This is a genomic window from Streptomyces sp. JN8 (assembly GCF_055808075.1).
The window spans coordinates 4,210,479-4,222,578 of the sequence record NZ_CM147852.1; the positions used below are offsets into that span (position 1 = coordinate 4,210,479).

Here is a 12,100-nt window from a genome sequence, read left to right on the forward strand (position 1 = left end):
GGTTCTTCGTGGAGATCAGCTTCCGGGGGTTCCCCACTCCACCAGCAGCCGCCCGTCCTCGGCCGCGGGGGCGGCGTGCCGGGCGGGACGCGCGGCGCGGCCCGCGACGAAGACGTCCTCGGCGCCGTCCAGGACGCCCCCGGAGGGGTCGTCCGCGCCGTCCTGCCGGACCGGGTCCTTCTCGGGCGTGAGGATGTCGCGTACGACCATCACGCACAGGTACAGCGTGCCCAGCAGGTGCAGCACGATCACGAACTGGTAGCCGTCCACCGGCAGGCCCTGCTTGTTGCCGCTGGTGGTGAACGCCAGGTACATCCACACGCCCACGAAGTACATGACCTCGCAGGCCTGCCAGATCAGGAAGTCGCGCCAGCGCGGCCGGGCGAGCGCCGCCAGCGGCACCAGCCACAGCACGTACTGCGGCGAGTAGACCTTGTTGGTGAGGACGAACGCGGCGACGATCAGGAACGCCAGCTGGACGAAGCGGGGCCGGCGCGGGGCCGTGAACGCCAGGTAGGCGAGTCCGCCGACCGCCGCGAGCATGAGCAGCAGCGCGTACAGGTTCGCCTGGCCCGGGGTGATCGCCTCGCCCGTCCGCTGGCTGATCAGCAGCCAGATCGATCCGAAGTCGACGTTCCGGTCGCGGCTGAAGAGGTAGAACTGCTTCCAGCCCTCGGGGGCGAGCAGCATCACGGGCAGGTTCACGACCAGCCACGCGCCGGCCGCGGCCAGCACCGCGGTGCCGTACACCCGCCACTTCCCGGCCCGCCAGCAGAGCAGCAGCAGCGGGCAGAGGAGCAGTATCGGGTAGAACTTGGCGGCAGTGGCGAGGCCGAGCAGGATCCCGAAGGCCAGCGGGCGTCCCCGTGACCACATCAGCACGGCGGCGGCCGTCAGCGCGACGGCCAGTATGTCCCAGTTGATCGTCGCGGTCAGGGCGACCGAGGGCGCCAGAGCGACGAGCAGACCGTCCCAGGGGCGCAGCCGGTGCGTGCGGGCCACGCAGACCGCGAGAACGGCCGCGCAGACCATCAGCAGCCCCGCGTTCGCCAGCCAGTACGCCTGCTCGCGCTGCATCGTGTCGCCGCCGCCCGGCGTCAGCCAGGCCGCGACCTCCATGAAGAGCCCGGTCAGGACCGGGTACTCGAGGAACGGTATGTCGCCGTTCAGCCGGTCGAAGTAGGGCACCAGGCCCTCGGCGAAGCCGCGCCCGGTGAAGAGGTGCGGGATGTCCGAGTAGCAGGCGTGGGTGTACTGCGAGGTCGTGCCGCGGAACCAGGCCCAGTTGTAGCAGGGCAGCTTCTGCACCATGCCGAGGGCGAACATGCCGATGGCCACCAGGGCGATCACCCGCACCGGCGTCAGCTGCCCGGTACCGGTCCTCGCCCGCCGGCCGTAGGGGCCGCCGATCAGTTCGCTGCCCGCGGCGGCCACCTTGTCCCGGTGGGTGGGGATGACCGTCTGCGGGCGGCGCTCGGGCCGGTCCTGCGGCGCGCTCGTCTTCTGGAGGCTCGGCATGGGGGACATCCTGCCGTACGACTCCGGGAAAACCGCGAGGGCCGCCGCGGCCGGCCCGTACGGGAAGGTACGGGTCGGCCGCGACGGCCCTCGTCCCACGCGGCGGCGCGGGACCGTCGGGTGTTCCGGCGGATCAGGGGGACAGGCCGCCGGGCCTGCCGTTCCCTCCGCCGGGACCGCTGCCGTCGTCCGTCGGCGTGCCGGTCCCCGTCGGTGTGTCGGTCGGCGGCTCCGTGGTGGGCTCCCCGGTGTTGCCGCCGGGATCGCCCGGTTCGTCGGTGCAGCCCCAGCCCCAGACGCCGCAGGTCGTCTTGTCCGGCTTGGGCGTCCGCGTCGTGGTCGGGGGAGTCGTCGTCGGCGGCGGCGTGGTGGTCGGCGCGGACGTCGTCGGCGTGGCCGTCGTCTCGGTCGGCGTCGGCGTGGCCGTCGGGGTCGGGGTCGGGCTGGAGGCGCCACCGCCGAAGACCGCCTCGGCGCCCTCCAGCTTCTCCGCCTCCGGGAAGCTCTTGACCGGGTAGCCCTCCACGGCCTCGGTCATGTAGTCCTGCCAGATCCGCGACGGGAACGAGGAACCGTGGATCTTCGGCTGGTCACCCGTGCCGAACATCTCCTGGAACTCGCGGTTCTTCTTCGTCTCGTCGTCGTCGAAGCGGTACATGTCGATCGCGGTCGACAGCTGCGGGGTGTACCCCACGAACCAGGCCGACTTGTTGCCGTCGGTGGTGCCGGTCTTGCCGGCGACCTCGCGGCCCGGGATCCGGGCCTTCTTGCCGGTGCCCTCGTCGTCGTCCACGACGGAGCGGAGGACGTCGGTGACGTTGTTGGCGACGGCCGGGCTGAAGGGGCTCTTCGTCTCCGTCTTGTGCTCGTGGATGACGACGCCCTCCTTCTTCACGGACTCGACCGAGTAGGGGTCGTTCTGCTTGCCCTCGTTGGCGAAGGTCGCGTAGGCGCCGGCCATGCGGATGGCACTCGGGCTGGAGATGCCGAGGGAGAAGGACGGCACCTCGCCCCCGACGAGCGAGTCGGGGCGCAGACCCGCGTCGACGGCCGCCTTGCGGACCCGGTCGATGCCGACGTCCATGCCGAGCTGCACGTACGGCGAGTTCGCCGACTTGATCATGGCGCGACGCAGCGTCATGTCCTTGTAGCTCGCGTCGTCGTCGTTGGTCTGGAGCCACTCCTTGCCCTGCTCGTTGTGCCAGATCTCGCCGTTGTACTTGCGGATCTTCAGCTTGTTCTGGCCGGAGTAGCGGCTCTTGTCGGGGTCCACGATCGTGCGGGTGGAGGCGTCCTGCTCCGCCGGCAGGGACTTGTCCCTGACGCCGTCCCGCATCGCGGCGGCGAGCACGAACGGCTTGAACGTCGATCCGACCTGCGCACCCGTGTTGTCGGCGTTGCTCCGGAAGTGCTTGGTCGCGTCGACACCGCCGTAGAGCGCGACGATCTTGCCGGTCGCCGTGTCGACGGACGCGCCGCCGAACTGGACGTTGGTGTCCGTCTTGGGTCGCTTCTTCGGGTCGATGTACTCCTTGAGGATCTTCGTGACCGAGTCCTCCATGGCGTCCACCTTCTTCTTGTCGAAGGTGGTGTAGATCTCGTAGCCGCCGCGCTCCAGATCCTGTTCGGTGATCCCGAACTGGGCCTTGATGTTGGCCTTCGCGGTGGTGACCAGGTAGCCGATCTGCCCGCTGAGGTTGGCGCTCTTCTTCGGCTTCTCGACCTTGGGGAACGTCGTGTACTTCGCGCGCTCCGCGGCCGGGAGGTGCCCGTCCTTCTGCATCTCGTCGAGGATCCACCCCCACCGGAGCGTCGCCCGCTCGGTGTTCTTCTCGGGCGTGGCCTCGGAGTCGATCTCGGGGTAGCCGGCCGGGTCGTAGTAGGTCGCGCCCTTGAGCACCGCGGCGAGCAGCGCCGACTGGCTGGGGTTGAGCTTCTCGGCGTCGACGTTGAAGTACGCGCGGGCCGCCGCCTGGACACCGTAGGCACCGCGGCCGTAGTACGCGGTGTTCAGGTAGCCGGCCATGATCTCGTCCTTCTCGACCTGGCTGCCGACCTTCATGGAGATGAAGAGTTCCTTCACCTTCCGGCTGAGGGTCTGCGACTGGTCGTCGAGGCGGTTGTTCTTCACGTACTGCTGGGTGATCGTCGAACCACCCTGGGTCTCGCCGCCCTTGGCCATGTTCCACACGGCGCGGCCGATGCCCATGGGGTCGATGCCGGAGTCCGTCCAGAAGGTCTTGTTCTCCGCGGAGATCACGGCGTTCTGCATGGACTTCGGGATCTTGTCGAACGGGACGATCTGGCGGTTGGTGCCGCTGCCCGTCGCGACCATCCGGGTCTTGTCCGACCAGTAGTAGATGTTGTTCTGCGACTTCGCGGTCAGCGCCTCGTTGGGGATGTCCACCTGCGAGTACGCGATCGCGGCCGCGCCCATCAGGCTGGCGGCGAAGAACAGGAAGGTGCCCGTGACGAGCTTCCACGACGGCATCCAGCGACGCCAGCCGTACTTTCCGTAGCGCGGGTAGTCGATCACCCGCTTCTTGCCCGGCGAGCCGCCGCCGGGACCGCGGCCGGCACCGCCGCCGCGGCCGCCGCCACCACCGCCGCGCCGTCCGCCGCCGGGCCCACCGGGGCCGTTGTCGGCCCCCCTGCGGCGGCTGCCGCGCTGGGCGGCCCTGCGGGCCTCGGCGCGACCGCCGTACGGCCGCTGCTCCTCCCCGGGGGAGGAGGTGGGCCCGTACGAGGCCGAAGGGGCCCCCGTACCGAAGTCCTGGGCCGGGGCCGACCTGCGGCCCACCGGCTGCTGGGCAGCGCGCCGTGCCGCCGCGCGACCGCCCGTCGGCGGCTGCTGCGGCGGCATTTTGCGACGATGCTCGCTCATCGAACGACTACTCCTCGGGCAGGCGTGAACGCCTGGAAGCGGCAGTTGAGTTCCGGTCCCCCCGAAATGCGCACGGCCGGAACCCCATCGGAGGCCCCTCCGTATCGCAGCCGGTCACCCGGAGCACTGACGCCCCGCGGCAGCGCTCGGTTCCCGGTGTTCTGCATGCGGCACAGCCTACGCACGGCCAAAACCCGCCTAGGGCCGGAGTTCACCCCAAATCAGGCAAGTCGCACGCTGTGAATTGACGATGTGACGCCGGTCACGGCGGTCCCACTTGTCGGGACCTTGGGGCCGTTCTATCGTGCTGATGTATCGAGTCGATACATCAGCACGGCATAAGGACCTGTGAGCGGAGGAGGAGGCGACGGATGAGCAGACGCTCCGGCATTCTCGAGTTCGCCGTCCTCGGCCTGCTGCGCGAGGCTCCGATGCACGGGTACGAGCTGCGCAAGCGCCTCAACACCTCGCTGGGCGTCTTCCGGGCTTTCAGCTACGGAACGCTGTATCCCTGCCTCAAGACGCTGGTCGCCAACGGCTGGTTGATCGAGGAACCGGGCAGTGCTCCCGAGGAGGCGCTCGCCGCTTCACTCGCAGGACGCCGAGCCAAGATCGTCTACCGGTTGACGGCCGCGGGGAAGGAGCACTTCGAGGAGCTCCTGTCCCACACCGGCCCCGACGCCTGGGAGGACGAGCACTTCGCCGCCCGCTTCGCCTTCTTCGGGCAGACCGAGCGCGAGGTGCGGATGCGGGTCCTCGAAGGCCGTCGCAGCCGGCTGGAGGAGCGTCTGGAGAAGATGCGCGCCTCCCTGGCCCGGACCCGCGAGCGCCTCGACGACTACACGCTTGAGCTGCAGCGCCACGGTATGGAGTCCGTGGAGCGCGAAGTGCGCTGGCTGAACGAGCTCATCGAGAGCGAGCGGGCAGGGCGGGATCAGCGATCCGGCACCGACGCCCCCGCTCTGCACGACAACGATTCTGGAGAAACGGGCGGCCTGCCCCGGCACGGGGGCAGTACCCGGCCGGATCCGTCCGACGACACCGCCAAGTGAAACCCTGCGCACAGCAGGGCTTCCACGATCACACAGGGAGCAACCGGAATGGGTTCGGTTCGCGTAGCCATCGTCGGCGTGGGCAACTGCGCCGCCTCGCTGGTTCAGGGCGTCGAGTACTACAAGGACGCCGACCCGGCGACCAAGGTCCCCGGCCTGATGCACGTTCAGTTCGGCGACTACCACGTCCGTGACATCGACTTCGTCGCGGCCTTCGACGTCGACGCGAAGAAGGTCGGCCTCGACCTCTCGGACGCCATCGGCGCCAGCGAGAACAACACCATCAAGATCTGCGACGTCCCGAACAAGGGCGTCACGGTCCAGCGCGGTCACACGCTCGACGGTCTCGGCAAGTACTACCGCCAGACCATCGAGGAGTCCGCCGAGGAGCCGGTGGACGTCGTCCAGATCCTCAAGGACCGCGAGGTCGACGTTCTCATCTGCTACCTGCCGGTGGGTTCCGAGGACGCCGCGAAGTTCTACGCGCAGTGCGCCATCGACGCCAAGGTCGCCTTCGTCAACGCCCTCCCGGTCTTCATCGCCGGCACCAAGGAATGGGCCGACAAGTTCACCGAGGCGGGCGTCCCGATCGTCGGCGACGACATCAAGTCGCAGGTCGGCGCGACCATCACGCACCGCGTGATGGCGAAGCTGTTCGAGGACCGCGGTGTCCGTCTTGAGCGCACCATGCAGCTCAACGTCGGTGGCAACATGGACTTCAAGAACATGCTCGAGCGCGACCGCCTCGAGTCGAAGAAGATCTCCAAGACGCAGGCCGTCACCTCGCAGATCCCCGACCGCGAGCTGGGCGAGAAGAACGTCCACATCGGTCCCTCGGACTACGTGGCCTGGCTGGACGACCGCAAGTGGGCGTACGTGCGCCTCGAGGGCCGTGCCTTCGGCGACGTTCCGCTGAACCTGGAGTACAAGCTCGAGGTGTGGGACTCCCCGAACTCCGCGGGTGTCATCATCGACGCCCTGCGCGCCGCGAAGATCGCCAAGGACCGCGGCATCGGCGGCCCCATCCTTTCCGCGTCGAGCTACTTCATGAAGAGCCCGCCGGTCCAGTACTTCGACGACGAGGCCCTGGCCAACGTCGAGAAGTTCATCAAGGGTGAGGTCGAGCGCTAAGGCGCCCCACGCTTGTCGATCGAGGGTCCCCGCGGCACTGCCCGGGGGCCCTCTTCGTATGTGAGTCTTGCTGCCATGTCCGTCGTACGTGATCTGCGCGTACTCCTGCGCCTGACGAACTTCCGCCGCCTCCTCGCCGTCCGGCTGCTCTCCCAGTGCGCCGACGGCGTCTACCAGGTGGCCCTGGCCACGTACGTCGTGTTCTCTCCCGAGAAGCAGACCTCCCCGGCCGCGATCGCCTCCGCCATGGCGGTCCTCCTGCTGCCGTACTCGCTCGTCGGCCCCTTCGCCGGCGTGCTGCTGGACCGCTGGCAGCGCCGCCAGGTCTTCCTGTACGGCAACCTCCTGCGCGCCCTCCTCGCGGGCGGGACCGCCGTCCTGGTCCTCGTCTCGGTCCCGGAGTGGCTGTTCTACGCCTCCGCGCTCTCCGTCACGGCCGTCAACCGCTTCGTTCTCGCGGGACTGTCCGCCTCGCTCCCGCGGGTCGTCGACGCCGAGCGACTGGTCATGGCGAACTCGCTCTCCCCCACCGCGGGCACGCTCGCGGCCACCGCGGGCGGCGGTATCGCGTTCGGCATCCAGCTCATCGCCGACCGGTCCGACGCCGCCGTGGTGGCCTTCGGCGCCGTCCTCTACCTCTGCGCCGCCCTCGCCTCCCTCCGGATGTCACGGGAGCTCCTCGGTCCCGACCCGGCCCTCGTGCCCGAGCGACTCTCCTCCGCCCTGGGCTCGACGGCCCGGGGACTGGTCGAAGGACTGCGCCACCTCGCGGAGCGGCGGCCCGCCGCCCGCGCTCTCGCCGCGGTGGGGGTCATGCGCTTCTGCTACGGCGCGCTGCTCGTCACCGTGCTCATGCTCTGCCGCTACACATGGGGCTCCACCGAGTCCGAGGGCCTCGGGCTCCTCGGGATCGCCGTCGCCACCTCGGGCGCGGGATTCTTCGCGGCCGCCGTGCTGTCCCCGTGGGCCGTGGGTCGGTTCGGCCCCTTCGGCTGGATGACCGTCTGCGCGGCCACGGCCGCGGTGCTCGAACCGCTGCTCGGTCTGACCTTCGCCCCCGTGCCCTTCTTCGCCGCCGCCTTCGTCCTCGGGCTCACCACCCAGGGAGCCAAGATCGCGACGGACACGGTCGTGCAGACCTCCGTGGACGACGCCTACCGGGGCCGGGTCTTCGCCCTGTACGACGTGCTGTTCAACGTGGCCTTCGTGGCGTCGGCCGGCGTCGCGGCGCTGATGCTCCCGCCCGACGGACGCTCCGCCCTGGTGATCGTGCTGGTGGCCGTGCTCTACGCGGGCATCGCCCTGGCCCTGCGGGGAGAACGTCGTGAGGGGTGATGTTTCACGTGAAACACCACCCCTCACGACGTCGTGGGCGTCGGTGTTTCACGTGAAACACCGACGCCCACGGACAAGGCTCAGCCCTGCTCGGCCCACCACTCCTTGAGTGCGGTGACGGCCTGGTCGTGCTCCATCGGCCCGTTCTCCAGCCGGAGCTCCAGCAGGAACTTGTACGCCTGGCCGATGGCGGGACCGGGGCCGATGCCCAGGATCTCCTGGATCTGGTTGCCGTCGAGGTCGGGACGGATCGCGTCGAGCTCCTCCTGCTCCTGGAGCTGGGCGATGCGGTCCTCCAGCCCGTCATAGGCACGGGAGAGCGCGCTCGCCTTGCGCTTGTTCCGCGTGGTGCAGTCCGAGCGGGTCAGCTTGTGCAGACGCGAGAGCATCGGCCCGGCGTCCCGGACGTAGCGGCGCACGGCCGAGTCGGTCCACTCGCCGGTGCCGTAGCCGTGGAAGCGGAGGTGCAGCTCCACGAGCCGGGAGACGTCCTTGATCATCTCGTTGGAGTACTTGAGCGCGGTCATGCGCTTCTTGGTCATCTTCGCCCCCACCACCTCGTGGTGGTGGAAGGAGACGCGACCGTCCTTCTCGAAGCGGCGGGTGCGCGGCTTGCCGATGTCGTGGAGCAGCGCCGCGAGGCGCAGCACCAGGTCGGGGCCGTCCTCCTCCAGGTCGATGGCCTGGTCGAGCACGGTCAGGGAGTGCTCGTAGACGTCCTTGTGGCGGTGGTGCTCGTCACTCTCCAGCCGCAGCTCCGGCAGCTCGGGGAGCACGTGGTCGGCGAGCCCGGTGTCCACCAGGAGACCGAGGCCCTTCCTGGGGTGCGAGGAGAGCAGCAGTTTGTTGAGCTCCTCACGGATCCGCTCGGCGGAGACGATCTCGATTCGGCCGGACATCTCCTTCATCGCCGTGACGACCTCGGGAGCCACCTCGAAGTCCAGCTGAGCGGCGAAGCGCGCGGCCCGCATCATGCGCAGCGGGTCGTCGGAGAAGGACGCCTCGGGCGTGCCGGGCGTACGCAGCACCCGAGCGGCGAGGTCCTCGAGACCGCCGTACGGGTCGATGAACTCCTTCTGCGGGAGGGCCACGGCCATGGCGTTGACGGTGAAGTCACGCCGGACGAGGTCCTCGTCGATGGAGTCGCCGTAGGAGACCTCGGGCTTGCGGGAGGTCCGGTCGTACGCCTCGGAGCGGTACGTGGTGACCTCGATCTGGTAGCTCTGATCGACGTCCCCGACGCGGGCCTCCTTCTGGCAGCCGACGGTCCCGAAGGCGATGCCGACCTCCCACACCGCGTCGGCCCACGGGCGGACGATCTTCAGCACGTCCTCGGGGCGGGCGTCGGTGGTGAAGTCCAGGTCGTTGCCGAGCCGGCCGAGCAGGGCGTCCCGTACCGAGCCACCGACCAGCGCGAGGCTGAACCCGGCATCCTGGAAACGGCGGGCGAGGTCGTCGGCGACGGGGGACACGCGCAGCAGTTCACTGACCGCGCGGCGTTGCACCTGGCTCAGTGCAGTCGGGGTGTCTTCGTTGGCGTTCGGCACAACAGAAAAGGGTACGTGCCCCGGCCCGCGCCGACGTCCTCGTTTTCCCGCGCAAGGGGCACCCGAGGGCATCGGGCGGACACCGTCGAAGATCGCCTGGAGCAGTCCCCGGCACTTGCTCCCAGCGTGCCTCGTTACCATGCCTGGACACAGCAACCGGGAACCACCCACCCCACTGACACCAGAGACAACGACGAGGACGGGCGAACGCGTGGCCGAGGCGGCAGACATCCAGGGGACCGGTCCCTCACCTGCCCGCCGGTGGCTGCGGCGCACGATCGTCGTCGCCTTCGGGGCGCCGCTCCTCGCCGGTCTCCTCCAGGCACCGGCCACGGACTCCCCGGCCTTCGCCGCCGACGACACCGGCGGCTCGAAGACGGTCGATGTGTCGCTCGACACGCTGACGCCGAGCGCTCCCGTCGAGGGAGACACCGTCACGATCTCCGGCTCGGTGACGAACCGGAGCAAGAAGACGGTGACCGACGCGGAAGTGGATCTGCGGGTCGGACCGCAGATGACCAGCCGCAGCGAGATCGAGCAGGTCTCGGAGCGGACGGGCTACCGGAGCTACAGCGACCCCGCCCCCCTCGACGACGCTCCCACCGTCAAGATCCCGCGGCTGGGTCCCGGACTCACGGCGGACTTCTCCCTCTCGGTGCCGGTGTCCGACCTCGGGCTCGACGAGGCCGGCGTGTACCAGCTGGGGGTCTCGCTCACCGGGCAGACCTCGGACCGCCGCTACGACCGGGTCCTCGGGATCGAGCGCACCTTCCTCCCGTACCAGCCGGAGGCGACCGAGAAGCGGACCCAGCTCACCTATCTCTGGCCGCTGATCTCCTCGGCCCACGTGTCGGCCGAGACGGCGAACGACGACCAGCAGACGCCGGTCTTCGAGGACGACGCCCTCGCCGCCGAGCTCAAGCCCGGCGGGCGCCTCGACGAGCTCGTCTCGCTGGGCAAGGACCTCCCTGTGACCTGGGTGGTCGACCCGGACCTGCTGGCCTCCGTGGACGCCATGGCGAACGGCTACCGGGTCAAGGACGGCACCCTGCACGTCCCCGGCACGAACCAGGAGATCGCCGAGCGCTGGCTGGACGCGCTGGAGAAGGCCGTCCAGGGCCACAAGGTCGTCGCCCTGCCCTTCGCCGACCCCGATCTCGCGTCCCTCGCCCACCGCGGCAAGGACGTCCCCGGCTCCCTGGGGCACCTCCAGTCGGCGACGGCGCTCGCGGGGACGACGGTCGAGACCATCCTCCACGTGCAGCCCGCGACCGACTTCGCGTGGCCCGTCGACGGGGCCGTCGACCCCTCCATCCTGGCGGTCGCGACCTCGGCCGGCGCCGACAAGGTGATCGCCCGCAGCGACAGCGTCCGCGACGACCTCGCCTACACGCCGACCGCGGCCCGCCCCTTCAGCAACGGCACCACCGCCGTGGTGAGCGACGCGCTCCTGTCCACGGCCTTCGAGGGGGACATGGTCCGGTCGGAGAACTCGACCCGCGCGGTCCAGAAGTTCCTCGCCCAGTCCCTCGCGGTCACCCTGGAGCAGCCGGAGGACCAGCGCAGCATCGTGGTCGCCCCGCAGCGGGTGCCGACCGTCGCGCAGGCGCAGACCATGGCCACCGCCCTGCGGGGGCTCGCCGCCAAGCGCTGGAGCCAGCCGAGCGACCTCCTGGCGGCCGCCGCGGCCAAGCCGGACCCCGACGCCTCCACCGCGGTGCCCGCCGGCTCCCGGTACCCGAAGAAGCTCCGCGACAGCGAGCTGCCGGTCCAGGCCTTCCGCGACATGAAGACCACCCGCGACGAGATGGACGACTTCAAGGTCATCCTCACCGCCCAGTACCGGGTGGTGCCGCCCTTCACCAACGCGATCAACCGCGAGATGTCGACCTCGTGGCGGGGCCAGGCCCGGGCCGCCGCGCTGTACCGGATCAACGTGCTGGAGTACCTGCAGACGCTCACCGAGGGCGTTCAGCTGGTCGACAAGTCCGACCTCACCCTCTCCGGCCGCAGCGCGACGATCCCCGTGACCGTCCAGAACAAGCTGCTGCAGGACGTGCACCTGGTGCTGCGGCTCACCTCCGGCAACAAGAACCGTCTCAACCTGAACGGCGAGCCGTACAAAGAGCTGCCCGTGAAGATCAGCGGCGGCCACAGCCAGTCGGTGAAGTTCTCGGCCTCGGCCAACGTCAACGGCCAGGTGCCGATGACGGCCCAGCTCTACACCGAGGACGGCACCCCCTACGGCCAGCCGATGACCTTCACCGTGAAGGTCTCCGAGATCACCGCCACGGTGATGCTCGTGATCGCCGGAGGCGTCCTCCTCCTCGTCCTGGCCGGCGTGCGGATGTACAGCCAGCGCAAGCGGGTCGCCGCGCGGAACGCCGAGGCCGAGGCCCTGGCGGCGGAGGCGGGCACCGAGCCGTTGGAGCCGGGACCGCGGCCGGAATCCGGGGCGGACACGCCGCAGGAGCCCGGAGCGTCCGCGGCGGAGTCCGCCGCGGACGAACCCGAGCAGCCGAGTGACCCGACAGCGGACACCGGGTCCGAAAGCGGCGACCCGTCGGGCCCGGGTGAGAAGGTGGACCGTTGAGCGATGTCGTGGCCGGTCGGCCGGGGACGATGAGGTGGGG

7 protein-coding genes are annotated in these 12,100 nt (G+C 69.7%); 4 read left to right on the forward strand and 3 right to left on the reverse strand.

The genetic code is table 11. The features are described from left to right. Positions 1 to 15: 15 nt before the first annotated feature. A complete protein-coding gene (locus ACY0MR_RS18510; RefSeq protein ID WP_473554157.1) occupies positions 16 to 1,518 on the reverse strand; it encodes a glycosyltransferase family 87 protein in 1,503 nt (500 codons plus the stop codon). A 133-nt stretch (positions 1,519 to 1,651) separates the two neighbouring features. Further along, on the reverse strand, positions 1,652 to 4,402 hold the full coding sequence (locus ACY0MR_RS18515; protein WP_473554160.1) for a transglycosylase domain-containing protein: 2,751 nt from the start codon (positions 4,400 to 4,402) through the stop codon (positions 1,652 to 1,654). Positions 4,403 to 4,773: 371 nt separating this feature from the next. Here ACY0MR_RS18515 and ACY0MR_RS18520 point away from each other — a divergent pair, with 371 nt between their 5' ends. The 3 genes from ACY0MR_RS18520 (at position 4,774) to ACY0MR_RS18530 (ending at position 7,920) form a co-directional block, all read left to right on the forward strand. Then, positions 4,774 to 5,454, forward strand: a complete 681-nt coding sequence (locus tag ACY0MR_RS18520; protein WP_361847534.1) for a PadR family transcriptional regulator — start codon at positions 4,774 to 4,776, stop codon at positions 5,452 to 5,454. Between the two features lie 48 nt (positions 5,455 to 5,502). Beyond that, positions 5,503 to 6,585 (forward strand): inositol-3-phosphate synthase, encoded by a 1,083-nt coding sequence (locus tag ACY0MR_RS18525; RefSeq protein ID WP_361847531.1) that lies wholly within the window; start codon positions 5,503 to 5,505, stop codon positions 6,583 to 6,585. Between the two features lie 75 nt (positions 6,586 to 6,660). Next, positions 6,661 to 7,920, forward strand: a complete 1,260-nt coding sequence (locus tag ACY0MR_RS18530; RefSeq protein ID WP_473554163.1) for an MFS transporter — start codon at positions 6,661 to 6,663, stop codon at positions 7,918 to 7,920. Between the two features lie 80 nt (positions 7,921 to 8,000). On the opposite strand, the gene ACY0MR_RS18535 is transcribed toward ACY0MR_RS18530, so the two are convergent. Beyond that, entirely contained in the window at positions 8,001 to 9,467 is a 1,467-nt protein-coding gene (locus ACY0MR_RS18535; RefSeq protein ID WP_392866884.1) for a CCA tRNA nucleotidyltransferase, read from the reverse strand. Between the two features lie 211 nt (positions 9,468 to 9,678). On the opposite strand from ACY0MR_RS18535, the gene ACY0MR_RS18540 reads away from it, so the two are divergent. Further along, complete coding sequence (locus ACY0MR_RS18540) at positions 9,679 to 12,060, forward strand: DUF6049 family protein (RefSeq protein ID WP_473554166.1); 2,382 nt, start codon at positions 9,679 to 9,681, stop codon at positions 12,058 to 12,060. Positions 12,061 to 12,100: the final 40 nt, after the last annotated feature.

Bases quoted from the DNA above. Each gene is read 5' to 3' on its own strand.
- ACY0MR_RS18530 (WP_473554163.1), top strand. From the start codon at position 6,661: ATGTCCGTCGTACGTGATCTGCGCGTACTCCTGCGCCTGACGAACTTC.
- ACY0MR_RS18510 (WP_473554157.1), bottom strand. From the start codon at position 1,518: ATGCCGAGCCTCCAGAAGACGAGCGCGCCGCAGGACCGGCCCGAGCGC.
- ACY0MR_RS18525 (WP_361847531.1), top strand. From the start codon at position 5,503: ATGGGTTCGGTTCGCGTAGCCATCGTCGGCGTGGGCAACTGCGCCGCC.
- ACY0MR_RS18520 (WP_361847534.1), top strand. From the start codon at position 4,774: ATGAGCAGACGCTCCGGCATTCTCGAGTTCGCCGTCCTCGGCCTGCTG.
- ACY0MR_RS18515 (WP_473554160.1), bottom strand. From the start codon at position 4,402: ATGAGCGAGCATCGTCGCAAAATGCCGCCGCAGCAGCCGCCGACGGGC.